The 15,790-nt window shown below is 74.7% G+C and carries 11 protein-coding genes; 6 read left to right on the top strand and 5 right to left on the bottom strand.

Going from position 1 to position 15,790, the window contains the following annotated elements; genetic code table 11:
* The first annotated feature begins 66 nt into the window (after nt 1-66).
* A complete protein-coding gene (locus WMF26_RS21865) occupies nt 67-222 on the top strand; it encodes a hypothetical protein (RefSeq protein WP_438001916.1) in 156 nt (51 codons plus the stop codon).
* A 156-nt stretch (nt 223-378) separates the two neighbouring features.
* Here WMF26_RS21865 and WMF26_RS21860 read toward each other — a convergent pair whose 3' ends face one another.
* A complete protein-coding gene (locus tag WMF26_RS21860) occupies nt 379-996 on the bottom strand; it encodes a DUF47 domain-containing protein (protein WP_438001915.1) in 618 nt (205 codons plus the stop codon).
* A gap of 701 nt (nt 997-1,697) precedes the next feature.
* On the opposite strand from WMF26_RS21860, the gene WMF26_RS21855 reads away from it, so the two are divergent.
* Nucleotides 1,698-2,234 (top strand): carboxymuconolactone decarboxylase family protein, encoded by a 537-nt coding sequence (locus WMF26_RS21855; protein WP_438001914.1) that lies wholly within the window; start codon nt 1,698-1,700, stop codon nt 2,232-2,234.
* Nucleotides 2,235-2,391: 157 nt separating this feature from the next.
* Here the strand turns inward: WMF26_RS21855 and WMF26_RS21850 are convergent, their stop codons facing one another.
* Both WMF26_RS21850 and WMF26_RS21845 read right to left on the bottom strand, forming a co-directional pair.
* Nucleotides 2,392-3,804 (bottom strand): hypothetical protein, encoded by a 1,413-nt coding sequence (locus tag WMF26_RS21850; RefSeq protein ID WP_438001913.1) that lies wholly within the window; start codon nt 3,802-3,804, stop codon nt 2,392-2,394.
* A 122-nt stretch (nt 3,805-3,926) separates the two neighbouring features.
* Complete coding sequence (locus WMF26_RS21845) at nt 3,927-5,882, bottom strand: potassium transporter Kup (protein WP_438001912.1); 1,956 nt, start codon at nt 5,880-5,882, stop codon at nt 3,927-3,929.
* Nucleotides 5,883-6,172: 290 nt separating this feature from the next.
* Between WMF26_RS21845 and WMF26_RS21840 the strand changes: the two genes are divergently transcribed.
* Nucleotides 6,173-7,000, top strand: coding sequence for an SPOR domain-containing protein (locus WMF26_RS21840; RefSeq protein ID WP_437338970.1), 828 nt, complete (start codon nt 6,173-6,175; stop codon nt 6,998-7,000).
* Nucleotides 7,001-7,062: 62 nt separating this feature from the next.
* Here the strand turns inward: WMF26_RS21840 and nikR are convergent, their stop codons facing one another.
* Both nikR and WMF26_RS21830 read right to left on the bottom strand, forming a co-directional pair.
* Nucleotides 7,063-7,506 (bottom strand): nickel-responsive transcriptional regulator NikR, encoded by a 444-nt coding sequence (nikR, locus tag WMF26_RS21835; protein WP_438001911.1) that lies wholly within the window; start codon nt 7,504-7,506, stop codon nt 7,063-7,065.
* A 226-nt stretch (nt 7,507-7,732) separates the two neighbouring features.
* A complete protein-coding gene (locus WMF26_RS21830) occupies nt 7,733-8,851 on the bottom strand; it encodes a hypothetical protein (protein WP_437948100.1) in 1,119 nt (372 codons plus the stop codon).
* A 362-nt stretch (nt 8,852-9,213) separates the two neighbouring features.
* Between WMF26_RS21830 and WMF26_RS21825 the strand changes: the two genes are divergently transcribed.
* From WMF26_RS21825 to WMF26_RS21815, 3 genes are all read left to right on the top strand, one after another.
* Nucleotides 9,214-10,446 (top strand): SPFH domain-containing protein, encoded by a 1,233-nt coding sequence (locus WMF26_RS21825; RefSeq protein WP_438001910.1) that lies wholly within the window; start codon nt 9,214-9,216, stop codon nt 10,444-10,446.
* Between the two features lie 118 nt (nt 10,447-10,564).
* On the top strand, nt 10,565-12,571 hold the full coding sequence (locus WMF26_RS21820) for a protein kinase domain-containing protein (RefSeq protein ID WP_438001909.1): 2,007 nt from the start codon (nt 10,565-10,567) through the stop codon (nt 12,569-12,571).
* A gap of 181 nt (nt 12,572-12,752) precedes the next feature.
* The gene (locus WMF26_RS21815; RefSeq protein ID WP_438001908.1) at nt 12,753-15,782 is read left to right on the top strand and encodes a response regulator; all 3,030 of its coding nucleotides are present in this window, start codon (nt 12,753-12,755) and stop codon (nt 15,780-15,782) included.
* Nucleotides 15,783-15,790: the final 8 nt, after the last annotated feature.

The following is a 15,790-nucleotide window of genomic DNA, read 5'->3' as shown; positions in this document are numbered from 1 at the left end:
GCCGACCCGGGGGGCAACGGTCCTCCTCCGAGGTCGATCGCCTCCGCGACATAGCCGGAGAAGAGGATGTCGTCCAACGCGTCGATCGCGACGCTGCTGGCGGAGCCGCCGCCCAGCACCGTGGTGTCCTCGCCCTCGAAGATCTTGCTCCAGAGCAGGGCGCCGGCTGCGTCGTGCTTCTTCACCACGATGGCCTGGTCGCAGGGGCATCCGGACGCGTAGCCGTCATGCCGCCAGGCGACCACGACGAGGTGGCCGGCGCTGTCGAACGCGACGCTCCCCTCGATCCCGTCGCCCAGGTCGTTCTGCGCCTCCCCGCGTTCCTACGGCGCGTCATCGCGATCCGGCGCGGACCCTAGGTCGCGACGGCGCAGGTCGTCACGCGTGCTCGAGCACCACGCCCTCGATGACGTTGGCGACGTCCTCGCAGCGATCGCTGGCGTTCTCGAGCTGATCGTAGATGTCACGCCATTTCAGCACGAGCAGCGGGTCGTTGCCCTGCTTGAAGAGCGCCGCCAGGGCCACGCGGTAGTGCGCGTCGGCGTCGTTCTCGTGGCGGTTGATCTCGACGCACAGCTCGAGCAGCCGGGCGCCGTCCTTCACGTCCCGGAGCGAGCTCGTGGCCGTGCTCATGGCGATGCACGCGGCCACGAGCGACTCCGCGAGGCGGCGCGCCTCCGGCGTCGCACTCTGGATCTCGAAGAGGACGATTCGCTCGCTGGCGGCCTCGATGAAGTCGAGCACGTCGTCGAGCCGGGTGATCAGCGCGTGGATCTCCTCGCGGTCGAGCGGAGTGATCCAGGTCTTGTGCAGCGCGGCGAGGCAGCGATGCGTGATCCGATCCCCCTCGTGCTCGATCTCCTTGATTTTCCTCGCGATGGCCGGCGCGTCCTCGATCCGGTCGAGCATCTCCAGGAGGAGCTTGCTGGCGGTGACGCTCTTCTGCGCGTGCTCGGCGAGGGCGTCGAAGAAGAGGGCGTCCTTCGTCAATCCCATGCCGTGTGATACCCCGGTGTCGCCGGGCGCGTCAATGCGCGCCAACGAACCGAACACCTCGTTAATCAATGAAAACAACGGCGGTCGCCGCCGCGTCTCGCGAGGCCCGCCGCCGGGGACCACGATCAAGCACGCTGAAGACGGATCGCTCCTCTTCCGCTCTGGAAAGCATTATCGAGTGTCACGAGCGCTAGCTCACGATGCCGGAGCGGCGCGTCCCGGCGGCCCGCCTGGGCGCGCCGCGGCGCACGAGCGCGAGGCCCGGCGGGACGAGGCGGGCGCGCTCCCCTCAGCGGCCCCACGAGAGCTCCTGGAAGGACGGGGCGCCGCTGCCGGCGTCGAAGCCGACCGCCGGGCGGGGCCGTGAGGCCGAGGTAGAGCGCGCGCCCTGGTGGAAGGCGACGCCCTCGATGTCGAGCTCGCGCGTGGCGCGGTGGAGCCCAAGCGCCGCGGCGCGCTCAGCGCTCGCGTCCGGCGCGGAGGCGAGGCGGTCGCGGCGCCCGGCGCCTTGCAGGATCAGGCAAGGTCCCGCCAGGATCCGGCATTGTCGGCGCCCCCGGGCGTGCTTTGCATTCGCCCTGCCGGCGGCGAAGGGCGCCGCTGGCAGAGGAGCCGCTTCGTCCCATGGAACAGGCGCAGGCGATCTGGTTCGCCACGGGAATCTACACCTCTCCGTCCGCCGCTCGGCTCGGGGTGATCCGATGAGCACCGGCCGTCCCCCGGGGGGCCGCGGCCGCGCGGCGCGGCTCGCGGCGGCGGCCCTCGCCGCGGCGGCGCTCGCGGGCTGCGCCGCGGCCGGCCCGGCCCGCCCCGCGTCGCCGCCCGTCGCGGCGCCGGCGCCCGCGGCGGCAGGCGACCGCTTCGCCCGCGGTGCGGCCGTGCTCGGCCGGCTCGACCGGGGGGCCCCCGGGCGCGTCATGGAGGCGTATGCGGGCGTCGCGCCGGACTTCGGCCGGTACGTGATCGAATATCCGTTCGGCGATATCTATGCTCGCCCTGGCCTCGACCTGCGGACTCGGCTGCTGACCGCCGTCGCCGCGCTGGCTGCGGTGGGCGACTCGGAGGTGCCGCTCGGCAACCACATCCGCTACGCGCTCAACGTCGGGTGCACGCGCGACGAGATCGTGGAGACGGTCATGCAGGTCTCGGTCTACGCGGGGTTCCCGCGCGCGGTGAAGGGGCTCGCCGTGCTCGAGAAGGTGCTCGCGGAGCGGGGCGGCGACGGCGGCTCCCGGTGAGGCCGCCGCCGCGCGCCCGCGCCCTCGAGCGTCAGCCCCTTCCGCTGAAATGGCTTGAAGCGCGCTCAGGTCGTCGTTCCGAGTCGGTCTCGACGCATCCTCGCTCGATCCCATCCGGCCCTTTCGGCGCGCCGCCGCCGTCGAACGCGCCCGCGGCTCACTCCGGAAAGAACGTCTCGACCGTGAGCGCCGGCGTCCCCTCCGCGTGGACCCCGCCGAGCAGCGCGAGCGTCCCGTTCGGCGCGGGCACCACGGTCGCGCCGCGCCGCGGCTCCCGGAGCGGCAGCTCCTCGACCTGGGCCGCCGCGAGGTCGACCACGAAGCTCCTGGTCAGGCCGCCCTCGCCGGCCTCGGCGCCCACGGCGAGGAGGCGCCCGCCGGGCAGCGCGAACGCCACGACGCCCGCGATCGCCGCCGGCAGCGCGGCCCCCGCGACCTCCGCGGCGGCGCACGCGCCGGCGCACCCCGGCGCGAGCCGCCGCGTCGGCGCCGCGGCGCCGCCCTGCACGCCGCCGACCAGCACGATCTCGCCAGGCGCGGTCACGACGGCGCCCGCGCCCTCCACGGCGTCCGGCGGGAACGGCCGCGGATCGAACGCGGTCGCGCCGTCGGCGAGCACCTCCAGCCCCGCAGCGTCCGCGCCCGCGGCGCTGCCGCCCGCGACCACGAGCCCCACGCCGTCGACCCACACCGCCGCGGCGCCGGCCCGCGCGTGGCGGAGCCTCGCCACCGAGAGCGCCCTGTTCGCGCCGACGACGAGCACCGCGTCCGAGGGCTCGCCCGGCGCGTCCGCCGGCGCCGCAGCGCGCGCGGCGCCCACCACGAACGAGCGCCCGTCCGCCGCCTCCACGGTCCGGCCGCCCGCCACCTCCGCGAACGAGCCGAGCCCCGCGGGCAGCGGCGCCTCGGCGCTCTGCGCCGACAGCACGTCGGTCCAGGTCGCGCCCTCGCCATCCAGGGTGAGCAGCAGGCTCCCCCGGACGACGAGCGACCGCGCCGCCCTCGGGAGCGCGCCGCTGGAGGCGCTCCCGCTCCACTCCGCGAGGTCGTACGCGTCGAGCCGCGCCGGGTCGACGTCCGCCGCCGCGGCGCCGTCCGCCGCGTCGCCGCCGGTGAGCATCACGTAGCGCTCCGCGAGGGCCGCGCCGGGCGCGCCGACGCGCGACGCCTCGAGCTCGCCCGGGGGCCGCGCCCACCCGCCGGTCCGCTGGGCGAAGAGCGGCAGCACCTCACCGCTGAGGCCGGCGAGGTAGATCCCCGACGCCGAGCGCCCGCGCACCACGGTCGCCCCGCCCGCGTCGAAGCCGCGCACCTCGAACGTGTACGCCCGCTCCGCGGGGATCTCGCCGAAATCGAGCTCCCCGCCCGGCGCCGCCGCCGCGGACACGGCGACGTCCCCCTCGGCCGACGTCGCGGTCACCTCGATCCGGGCGACGGGCGGGTCCTCCTGGAAGGCGGCCGCCTCGTGCCCGGGGACGACCTCGATCGTGAGCGGGCGCGGCTCGGAAGCGCAGCCCGGGAGCAGCAGGCCGAGCGCAGGCAGGACGCGGCCCATCGGCGGGATCTTCATGGGGGCGGATCCTTAGCGCCGCCGCCGCGCGAAAGCATCGCGGAGGCGCGGCGCGGCGGCGGGCGGCGCGGGCCGACGGCGCTCGGGCATGCCCGCCCCCGCGCGAGCGCGCGGCGAGGCCGCTAGAGGTCGATCTGCACGCCGAGCTCCACCACCCGCTCCGGCGGGAGCCTGAAGTAGCCGGGCACCGCGCCGGCGTTGCGCGCCATCACCGAGAAGATCGTCTCCGCGATCTTGCCCATGCGCCCCTCGTCGGTGGCGAGGAGCGTCTCGCGGCCGAGGTAATACGTCACGTCCGCGAAATCGACGGGCAGCCCGTGCTGCGCCGCCGCCCGCCGCAGGAGGGCCGGCACGTCGGTCGACTGCATGAAGCCGGAGTGGACGATGAGCTGGTGAACCCCCTTGCCGAGGCTCGTCAGCTCGAGCCTCTGCCCGTCGGCGATCCGCGGCACGTGCTCCGTGACCACGGTCAGCAGCACCACGGTCTCGTGGAGCACCTTGTTGTGCTTGAGGTGGTGCGCGAGCACGTACGGCGTCTTGCCGGCGCGCGAGCTCAGGAACACGGCCGTGCCCGGGACGCGCGCGCCGCAGGACGCGTCGAGCCCGCGCACGAACGCCTCGATCGACGGGACCGCCCGCGTGAAGCGCTCGGCGAGGATCGCGCGCCCTCGCTTCCAGATCACCATCATCGCGAACAGGACCGCCGCGATGAGGACCGGCACGTACCCGCCCTCGAAGAACTTGAGCAGGTTCGCCCCGAGGAACGGCAGATCGAACGCCAGGAAGAGCAAGAGGAGCGGCACCGCCTTGGCGAGCGGAGCGCCCCACGTTTGCCGCATCACCACGAAGTAGACGATGGAGGTGATCCCCATCGTGCCGGTCACCGCGAGGCCGTAGGCGGCGGCGAGCCGGCTCGAGTGCCGGAAGATCAGCACGAGCGCGAGGCACCCGGCGGCGAGGGCCCAGTTCGTCGCGGGGATGTAGATCTGCCCCTCGGCCGTGCTCGAGGTGTGGAGCACCTGGGTCCGCGGCAGGTACCCGAGCTGGATCGCCTGGTGGGTGAGCGAGTAGGCGCCGGAGATCAGCGCCTGCGACGCGATCACGGTGGCCATGGCCGAGAGCGCGACCAGCGCGTAGGTGAGGGGGCCCTTGGGCACCATCGCGAAGAACGGGCTCCCGGCGGCCTCGGGCGATCGCAGGAGGAGCGCGCCCTGGCCGAAGTAGTTGAGCGCGAGCGCCGGCAGCGCGAGCCCGTACCAGCCGAGCTGGATCGGGCGGCGCCCGAAGTGCCCCATGTCCGCGTAGAGCGCCTCGCCGCCCGTGATGACGAGGACGACCGATCCGAGGATCGCGACCCCGTGGAGGCCGTGGTCGGCGAAGAAGCGCGCCGCGTGCGCGGGGCTCAGCGCGGCGAGCACCGCCGGGTTTTTAGCGATGAACGCGAGCCCGAGCGCGGCGAGCGCGAGGAACCAGACGGCCATGATCGGGCCGAAGATCTTGCCGACGCGCGCAGTCCCCCAGCGCTGCACGCTGAAGAGCCCCACGAGGATCGCGCAGGTGAGCGGCACGACGAGTGGCTCGAGCGCGGCGGTCGCCACCGCGAGCCCCTCCATGGCGCTCAGCACCGAGATGGCGGGCGTGATGACGCCGTCGCCGTAGAGGAGCGCGGCGCCGAGCACCACGAGCCCGGCGACCCACCCGACGCCCTGCGCTCCGCGGGCGCGCAGCCGCTCCGGCACCAGCGCGAGCAGGGCCAGGATGCCGCCCTCGCCCTCGTTGTCGGCGCGCGTGATGAAGGTGACGTACTTGACCGCGACCACCATCACGAGCGACCAGAAGATGAGCGAGAGCAGCCCGAGGACGTTCTCCTTCGTGGGCGGGACGCCGTGCGCGCCGCTCACGCACTCCTTGAGCGCGTAGAGCGGGCTCGTGCCGATGTCGCCGAAGACGACCCCGAGCGCGCCGAGCGCGAGCGCGGCGGCGCCGCCGCGGCGACCGTGCGCCTGCGCCGCTCCGCCGTCCTGCGGAGGCGCGCCGCCTTGCGCCGGCCTGTGGGGGTCGTGCGTCGCTTCCGGCATCGGTCACCCCGCCATCGCAGGCCACCTCGCGCCTGGCAACACGAAGATGCGCGCGGGCGCCGGCCCGTCGCGCGCGCCCCGGCGCTGGCCGAGAACTTTCCCCGTGGCCGCCGCGCGTGCGAGGCTGCCCGGCCCGAGCCGAGGCGCGGGCTCGCCGTCGAGCGCTCCGTCCAGCGCGCGTCGATGACCGCACAGCCAGCGAACGGGCCTGGTCGGTGTATGTAGGATAAAGTAATACACGAAAGTTGTCGCGCCCCGGCCGGGCAGGGTAGACGGGTCGAGGAGGAAGCATGAGGCGCAGTAAAGGCGAGAGCATGGACACCGGGGCGGTGCGGAACCTCGAGGAGATCCAGGAAGAGGATCCCGGGGCTCGCCCGTCGCGTGCGGGCGCGCTGGTGCTGGCCTCGCTCGGCGGGGCGTGCATCGTCTTCGCGGCGGTGGCGCTCCTGCGGGCGCCGGCGCGAGAGAAGCCGGTCAGCGCCGATCCGCTCGGCGATCTGGTCGCGCGCGCGCACCCGGCCGGCGTGAAGCCGGCGCCGCGCCCCGCCACCATCGGGGAGCACGTGACCTTCCCTGCGATCCTCTCCGACGCGGAGCACCCGACCACCGCCCTCGAGGCGGTGCGCGACCCGCGGGCGGCCAAGGCGGCCGCGTCGGCGCAGCCGCCGGCCGAAGGCGCGGGTCCGCCGCTCGCCGCGGACCGGCTCCCCGTGGTCCCGCTGCCGGCGCAGCACGTCCTCGGTCCAGCGGGGGGCGAGGTCGCTCCGAACGACACGCTCACCGCGATGGCCCGCCACGTCTCCCGCGAGGAGGGGCCCGAGACCGAGCGCGGCGGGCCGGGCGGCTACCAGCTGCAGGTGAGCTCGTTCAAGGAGCCCGCCGACGCGGAGGGCTTCGCGGCGGCCCTGCGCCGGCGCGGCCACAAGGCGTATGTCGAGCCGGCGTACGTGAAGGGCCGCGGCCTGTGGCACCGCGTGCGGATCGGCCCCTTCAAGTACAAGCGCTCGGCCGTGATCTACCGGCAGGAGTTCGAGGCGAAGGAGCGCCTCGTGACGTTCATCGTCGATCCGCCGAAGACCACGGTGAAGGTGGCCGAGACGCCCGGCGACGACGCGTAGCCTGGAGATCGGGCGAGGCGTTCGTGCACGCGCGGTGCGGCGCCGGTTCGCCCGGCGTCAGCTCAGCCCCGTGGCCGGCGCGGCGCCTCGGGCGGCGCCTCCGCGAGCGCCGCGGCCGGCGTGAGCGCGCACGACAGGACCCCCTTGGCCCCGGCGAGCTGCCCTGCGAGCCCGGACAGCTCGGCGGCGCGGCCCTTCAGCACCATGACCTGGAGCACCCGGCCCTCGTCGAGGCGGACCAGCAGGCTGGAGACCACCGACCCCGCGTGCTGCTCCTCCAGCTCGGAGATGCGCAGCACGAGCTCCCGCACCTCGGGCGCGTAGACGACGGTCAGCGTCGCCGCCACCTCGGCGCCCTCGTCCCACGCGGCGCGCGTCAGGTCGGCGCGGACCAGGTCGCGCAGCGCCTCCGAGCGGTTCTCGTATCCCTGCGCGGTGATGCGCCGATCGAACTCGGCCAGCAGCGCTCGATCCATCGCCACGCCGAAGCGGACCAGGTCGCTCATCGTGGGCGCAGGCTAGCGGGGCATGGGTCCGGGCGGGAAGGGGGCTCGCCGCCCGGAGCGCGCTTCGCCGGAGCGCGCCTCGCCGGGGCGGGGCGAGCGCCCGCCGGTAGCCACGCGAGCGCTCGCCCGCTCAGCTCTTGCGCCGCTCAGCTCTTGCGCCGCTCAGCTCTTGCGCCGCTCAGCTCCCGCGACGCTCTGCTCGCGCGCCGCTCCGCGCTTGCGCCGCTCAGCTCTTGCGCCGCTCGAGGTGCCGCCGCGCGGCGTCCTTCACCGGCGAGGTCACGTTCTTGCTCTTCGCGATGCCCCGGAGGTCCGACTCGCGCAGGTGCTGGACCAGCCGCGTCGCGACGAGCACCGGCGTCCTCGGGTTCTCCACGAGGTTCCGCTTCACCGTGTAGCTCTTCATCCACTCCGGCGTGGTCGCGATGATCCGCAGCACCTCGTCCGAGATGTTCCGGTTGCGGCTGATGAGGACGACCTCCTCCTCCTGCATCTGCGGGCTGCGCACGGCGGCGCTCGCCACGAGGCGGTTCGAGTCGCGCACGAGCAGCATGCGCTCCTCGCGCGAGCCGAGCATCGCCCGCCGGATCCGCTGCGACATGGTCATGTCGGCGAGCCGCTTGTAGAGCGGGACGTACTGCGCCTTGATCTCCTCTTTCCCCTCCTCGTCCTCGACGTGGGTGTCCACCGGCTCGTCGGCCGCGAGCGCCTCGGAGAGCGCCTGCGTCTCGACGAACATCACGTCGTCCGGCGTGGGCTCCGGCGACGGCTCGGCGATGAGCTCGTCCTTGATCGCGATGCTGACCTCGCGCCAGGCGGGGATGCCCGTGAGTTCGACGCCGTTGCGGGCGGCGAGGTCGACGAGGCGGTCGGCCGTCGACATCCGCGTGTTCTTGTTGAGGTAGAGCCGCTCGATGACGCGCGGGCTCTTGAGCAGTCGCTCCTCGTTCACGGCGATGAGCTCGGTCACCGCCTCGCTCCCGGTGCGCGCGAGCTCCTCGAGCGTGTCCGCGGCGATGCCCGGCATCGCGCAGAGCCGCTCGACGACCGGGAGGCGGTCCGCGTAGAGGCGGGCCAGCCGGTCGATGACGGCCGGCTGCAGCTCCCCGCCGAGCGCGCCCTGGAGGAGCGGATCGGGGAGCGCCGACAGCGTCTTCTCCGCCGTCTCGCGGGCGGGCTCCTCCTCGCGCGACGCGAGCAGCACGAGCAGCGTCACCACCTCGCCCGGCTTGAGCCCGGGGGCGATGCCGCGCGCGGCCATCTCGCGGAGCTTCTGCGGCGCCCCCGGCTGCGCCATCTTCTGCGCGGGCGGCGAGAAGGCGGAGGCGTCGATCGGCGGGATCATCGCGCGCTCCTCCCCGCCGCCGCCGCCGCCGCCGCGCGCCCGCGGCGGCGGGGCGAGCGCGTCGCCTGCCGGGCGGCGGAGCTCGGGATCTCGGGCGACGCCGGCGCGCGCGGCGCGGGTGTCGTCGGTTGCGCCGGTGACGCGAGCGAAGCGACGGGCATGCGGTCCTCCCCGGCGGGCATTGCTGCCCTGCGATCTGCGGATTATCCTGAGGCCGCTGTGTGCCTGAAAGGCGCGGCGATCGTCAACGGAGAACGAACAGCGCAGGTCGAGCGCGCCGCCTGTCGAAACGAGCCCGAGGTCCAGGGGGGCAGGGTACCCGGCACGCCCGTCACATCCAGCACACCGAAGAGGAGCGCGACATGGGGATTTTCGATTTCGTGAAGAGCGGCGTCCGCGAGATGATGATCGCGCGCCCGGACGCGGCGAAGCATCTCATCGTCTACAAGCACCCGGACCAGAACGTCCCCTTCTGGTCGCAGCTGACCGTCGACAGCGATGAGTGTGCCCTCTTCTTCAAGGACGGGCGGTACGTCGGTTACCTGCCGACGGGGCGCCACACCCTCCAGACCCAGAACATCCCGTTCCTGAACAACCTCGTCAACAAGTTCACGGGCGGGGACGTCTTCATCGCCGAGATCTTCTTCGTCAAGACGCAGCCGGTCCGCGGCGTGCCCTTCGGCGGGCCGCTGGAGTCGATGGAGGACCCGATCCTCTACGAGTTCGTGACGCCGCGCATCTTCGGAGAGTTCTCGCTGGTCGTGGTCGATCCGGTGCGGTTCGTCGTCGGCTACCACGGCCAGTGCGGCGGCAGCGGCGACAACGACGTCGTCCTGAGCTGGATCAAGGGCAAGTTCTTCATGAGCGTGAAGACCGTGATCGGCCAGGTCTGCGCGCAGCAGCAGAAGAGCCTGCTCAACCTCGGCGGCATGAGCATGGAGCTCGGCGCCCGCATCGTGCAGTCGGCGCCGAACCTCGAGGAGATCGGCTGCAAGATCCTCGAGATCGGCAACTTCAACATCAACTTCTCGGCCGAGGACCAGAAGCTCCTCCGCGAGGCGAACAAGGCCCGCGGCGAGGCGCGCCGTGGCATCGGCGTCGCGCAGGACACCGCCCGCGCGAAGCAGTTCGAGCTCGATCAGCGGTTCCAGCAGGACGCGCGGTACGTGCAGCAGCTGGCGGGCAACTGGCAGAATTACGCCGCCGGCCAGGCCATGATCGGGGCCGGCCAGGGCATGGCGCAGGGCGGCGACGGCGGCGGCGTCGCGGGGCTGGGCGCCCAGGTGGCGATCGGCGCCGGCCTGGCGCAGGCGATGAACCCCGCGCACGCGGCGCAGGGGCAGCCCCAGTTCGTGCCGCCGCACATGCAGCAGCAGGGCTACCCGGGCGCGCCGCAGCAGGGCTACCCGGGCGCGCCGCAGCAGGGCTACCCGGGCGCGCCGCAGCAGGGCTACCCGGGCGCGCCGCAGGCCGCCCCGGCTGCAGGGCCGTCGATCGAGCAGCGCCTGGAGCGCCTCGCGGATCTCAAGAACAAGGGACTCATCACGGACGAGGAGTTCCAGGCCCGCAAGGCCAAGATTCTCGAAGAGATCTGAGTCCTTCCGGGCGCTCTGGCCGCCGCGCCATCGAGCGCGTAGGGGGCGCTCACCACGTTCGCCACCTGATGCCATCTGATCCGAAACACCGGTCGCGCTTTCGGCTAGACTCGCCGGGGTGCCCGTCACGCTCCGCATGGCCGGGGATGATCCGCCCGAGATGACCGACGGCGAGTCCGAAGCTGCCGAGCTGTTCCATCGGGAGGATATCCCGCAGCCGCACGGAGGCTCCCTGGCCTCGCAGCCGCCGGCGCGCGGCGACGCGCCTTCCGCCCTCGGCTCGGTGCCTCCGGTCTACGGGTCGGTGCCTCCGGTCCACGGCTCGGTGCCCCCGGCCTACGGCTCGGTGCCTCCGGTCCACGGCTCGGTGCCCCCGGCCTACGGCTCGGTGCCTCCGGTCCACGGCTCGGTGCCTCCGGTGTACGGGTCGGTGCCTCCGGTCCACGGCACGGTGCCCCCGGCCTATGGGTCGGTGCCCCCGGCCTACGGCTCGGCGCCGCCGCTCTCGCCGCGCGGCTCGGCGCCCCCGGCGCGTGGCTCGGCGCCCCCGGCGCGTGGCTCGGCGCCTCCGCTCTCGCCGCGCGGCGAGGCGCACCTGGCGTTGCCGCCGCTGCCGCCGCTGCCCGCGCGCGGCGACGGGTTCCCGGCGCGCCGGGGGAAGGTGAAGCAGGTCCCGCGCGCGCGGCGCTGCCCGACCTGCAAGCTGACCTTCTCCGGCGACTCCCGCTTCTGCCCGTTCGACGGCGACCCGCTCGCCGACGCGCCCGACTGGAACCCGTCGGCCGATCCGCTGCTCGGGCGCACGATCGACGGCCGCTACGAGGTGCAGGCGGTCGTCGGCGAGGGGGGCATGGGGACGGTGTACGAGGTGCGCCACAAGTCGCTCGGCCGCCTCTTCGCCCTCAAGGTGCTCCGGCGCGACATCGCGCAGGACGCCGAGCTCGTCGCCCGCTTCATCCAGGAGGCCAAGGCGGCGGCGGCGATCGGCCACCCCAACATCGTCGCGGTGAGCGACTTCGGCGCCATCGAGGTCGAGCCGGGGCAGCCGGAGCTGCCCTTCTTCGTCATGGAGTTCCTCACCGGGACCTCCCTCGCGGCGCTCCTGCGCACCGAGCGGACGCTGCCGGCGCCGCGGGTCGGGGAGATCATGCTCCAGTGCGCCGCGGCGCTCGGGGCCGCGCACGCGGCGGGCGTCATCCACCGCGATCTCAAGCCCGACAACGTGTACCTCGTCCGCAACGGCGACCAGGAGTTCGTCAAGCTGCTCGATTTCGGCGTCGCGAAGGTCGCCGGCGGCAAGCGGCTCACCCGCATCGGCATGGTGTTCGGGACGCCGCACTACATGAGCCCGGAGCAGGCGGAGGGGAAGCGCATCGACGCGCGCGCCGACATCTACGCGCTCGGCGTCCTCATGTACGAGTGCTTCGCGGGGCGCGTCCCCTTCGAGGCGGACACGTACATGGGCGTGCTGACCAAGCACATGTACATGTCGCCCGAGCCGCTCGAGCAGGTGATGCCCGACGCCTCCGCGCTCGGCGCGTTCGGCCCGATCGTCATGCGCTGCCTCGCGAAGAACCCCGAGGAGCGCTTCTCCTCGATGGCCGATCTCGCCGCAGCCATCGAGCTCGCCATCGAGGCGCCGAGCCGCGCCACCGCGGCCCTGCTCCAGGACGAGACCCCGCGCCGCGAGGCGCTGAAGCTGCGCGAGCACGACGAGATGCTCGGCGCGGTCCAGGTGCCCAGCGAGCCGTCCGAGCCGCTCTCGATGGGCGCGCGCGTCGCGATCGCGCTCGCGGCGATCCTCGTGCCCATCGCGATCGCCCTCGGGTTCCGCGCGCTCCGCGCCTCGGCGCGCGAGGCCCCGCCCGAGGCCGCCGCCCCCGGCGCCCTCCACGCGGCGACGCCGGCCGTCCTCGCGCCCGACGAGCCGCCGCCGCCCCCGGCCCCGGCCCCGAGCGCGTCGGCCGCGCCGCTCGCGCAGGATCCGGAGCCGCCCCGCCCGCACGGCACGGCCTCCGCCGTTCCGGCGAAGCCGGCCGCGCCCACGGCCCGCCCCGCCGCGACGCCCGTGGCCCCCTCGAGGCCGACGGCGACCGGCGATATCATCGATCCCTGGGAGCGCTGATCGCGCGCGCGGCCCACGACGAAACCTGGCCTTCGCCGGCGTACTGTGCTCACGATGGGCGCCGGCGATCACCGGACCCACGGCGGCGGGACGAACGATCGACCGCAGCGGCGACGCTCGGGGCAGAGCGCTTGACAGCGTCCGCTCGGGCTCGCCATCCTTCGCGAGGCGGAAACCTCTAGTGGCCAAGCAACAGCTCCTCCTGGTCGACGCGGATCCACGCAGCGTTCGGGTCCTCGAGGTCAGCCTGAAGAAGGCCGGTTACAGCGTGACCACCGCGACGGACGGAGGGGACGCCCTCGCGAAGCTCGAGGTCTCCACGCCGGACCTCGTCCTCAGCGACACCCGCCTGCCCCACGTGGACGGCTACGCGCTCGTCCGCAAGATGAAGGAGCACGCCGACTGGGCGTCGATCCCGGTCGTCTTCCTCACGAGCCAGCGGTCGATCGAGGACAAGATCCGCGGGCTCGAGCTCGGGGTCGAGGACTACCTGACCAAGCCGATCTTCGTGCGGGAGCTCATCGCGCGGGTGACGCTGCTGCTCGCGCGGCGGACGCGCGAGGGGATCACGACGCGGCATTTCGCGACCACCGGGCGGACGAGGTTCTCCGGGTCGATCCTCGACATGAACGTCGTCGATCTCCTGCAGACGTTCGAGGTGAGCCGGAAGAGCGGGATCGTCCACCTGTCGCACGCGGACAACGAGGCGCAGGTCTATTTCCGCGAGGGCAAGGTCGTCGACGCGACGCTCGGCCGGCTCTGCGGCGAGGAGGCCGTCTACCGCGCGCTCCTGTGGAACGAGGGGACGTTCGAGGTCGAGTTCTGCAAGGTCGACAACCCCGACGTGATCGAGACATCGACCCAGGGGCTCCTCATGGAGGGCATGCGCCGGGTCGACGAGTGGGGCCGGCTCCTCGAGGCGCTGCCGTCGCTGTCGACCGTCTTCGAGGTCGACAGCGAGGAGCTCCTGGAGCGGCTGAACGAGATCCCCGACGAGCTGAACGGCATCCTGCGCCTGTTCGACGGCAAGCGGACGCTGATGCAGGTGGTCGACGCCTCGCCGTTCGAGGATCTCTCGACGCTCTCCACCATCTCGAAGCTCTACTTCGAGGGGCTCTTGGTCCCCGCCGCGGCGCTCCCGCCCGACGACGTGGTGCCGAGCGAGCCCGAGGCGGCGTTCCACGACGAGTTCTCGCCGCTCTCGTCGCCGTCGGGGCTGCGGCGCTCCAATTACCCGGACGGCGGCGGCAACGCCGGCGCCGACGATCTCGAGGACGCCGCGGTGGTCCCCGCGCCGCTCTCGAACCGCCACTCGCCGGCGATGCTCCCGCGCTCGCGGCCCGGGCACGAGCTGCCCGCGCCGGCCGCGGACCCCGACGCGGAGTCCGCCGGGCGTCCGGTGACGGCCCGCAGCGCGGTCCACGGGGCCGTGGCGGTCGGCTGGACGGCCGGCGCGAACGCCGCCGCGGGCGCGGCGGGGCGGGCGCCGTCGGAGCCGCCGAAGAGCGCCGCGGTGCGCGCGGGCGCGGCGGGGCGGGCGCCGTCGGAGCCGCCGAAGAGCGCCGCGGCGACGGGCGCGGTGCGCGCGGGCGCGGCGGGGCGGGCGCCGTCGGAGCTACCGCGGACGGGGCGGGTGCCGTCGGAGCCGCCGCGGCCGGCGGGGCGGGTGCCGTCGGAGCCGCCGCGGACGGGGCGGGTGCCGTCGGAGCCGCCGCGGGCGGGGCGGGTGCCGTCGGAGCCGCCGCGGCCGGCGGGGCGGGTGCCGTCGGAGCCGCCGCGGAGCGCTGCAGCGGCCGTCGAGGCGCGGGCTGCGCGCGCGCACGCAGAGATCGACATCGACAAGGACACCACGCTCGCCAGCAGCGACGAGGCCCCGCTCACGCGACCGCTGGTGACGCCGCGCAGCTTCGCGCAGAAGCACCGCGCGGTGAGGAGCGACCGTCCCGCGGCCGCGAGCGCCCCCGCCGAGCAGCGCGCCCGCTCCGACGCGCCCGAGCCCGCGCCACCGCTGGAGCTCGCGCCGCCGCTTGAGCCTGCGCCGACGGCGGCGCCGGCTGCCGCGCCGCCGCCCGTCGGCGACGAGCGCGCCGCCGCGGTGCCCGCGTCGACGGTCCCCACGCTGCGGCCCCGCCCGCCGAGCGACGCGCCGCCGGCCGCCGCCGTCCCGCGCGAGGCGCAGCAGGCGCAGGCGCCGCTGCGCGGCGAGGCAGGGGGCGGGGAGGCGCGCCCGCTCGAGGCGGCCGCGGCGCCGCCGGCCGGCGGCGCCGCGGCCCCCGGGGCGAGCCTCTCGGCGGCGCCGGACGACGCGCCCTCGAGCGACCCCGAGCCCATCACCGAGAGCGAGCGCTTCTTCCTTCGCGGCGGGGTGGACGCGCCGGCGCGGCTCGAGGCGCAGGGGCACCCCTCCGCCGACGACACCGATACGACCGCCGGCGCCGTCGAGGCCACGCTCTTTCGCCCCCGCCAGGAGGAGCGCCGGGCGCGCGCCGCGCGGATCGCGATCGGTCTGATCACGGCGCTCGCGATCGGCGGCGCCGGCGTCTGGCTGATCGGCCAGGCGCGGCCCCCCGTGCCCCCGGCGCCGATCGACGCGCCCCAGCAGGCGGAGGAGCAGAGCTCCGGCGCCGCGATCGAAGCAGCTCCGGCCTCGCCGGAAGGAGAGCCGACCGCCGCCGCCGGGCTCTCCACGGCGCCCCCGTCCGACACCCCGGTCGACCCGCCGTCCGATCGCGCGGCGGCCGCCACCACGGCCTCGACGAGCCCCGCCGCGGCGGCCGGGCCAGCCGCGGCGAGCCCGGCCACCACCACCGCCCAGCACGGCTCGCCCGCGCCTTCGACCCCGGCATCGCCGCCCGGCGCTCCGACGCACGCGGGCCAGGCCGCCGCGCCGGCGCGGGCGCCCGCGCCGCCGCCGAGCGCCCCCGCGACCGCGCCCGCTGCGCCGGCGCCCGCTGCGCCGGACGAGGAGGGCGGGTCCCTGTCGGCCCGCGTGATGCGCGCCCTGGAGTCGGGGCAGACCGGCAAGGCCGTGCAGCTCGCCCAGCAGCTCACCGCCGCCTCGCCGGGGAGCGCCGCGGCGTGGCACCTGCGCGGCGCCGCCGAGCAGGCCGCGGGGCGCGGCGGTCGGGCCTCGTTCCGCAAGTGCGCCGAGCTCGCCTCGCCCGACTCCTCGCTCGGCGCGGAATGCCGAGCGCTCGCCGGCGTGCCCTGATCTGACCG

The organism is Sorangium sp. So ce185, assembly GCF_051526825.1.
Lineage (GTDB): Bacteria > Myxococcota_A > Polyangia > Polyangiales > Polyangiaceae > Sorangium > Sorangium cellulosum_D.
This window is presented reverse-complemented; position numbering and strand designations above follow the sequence as displayed.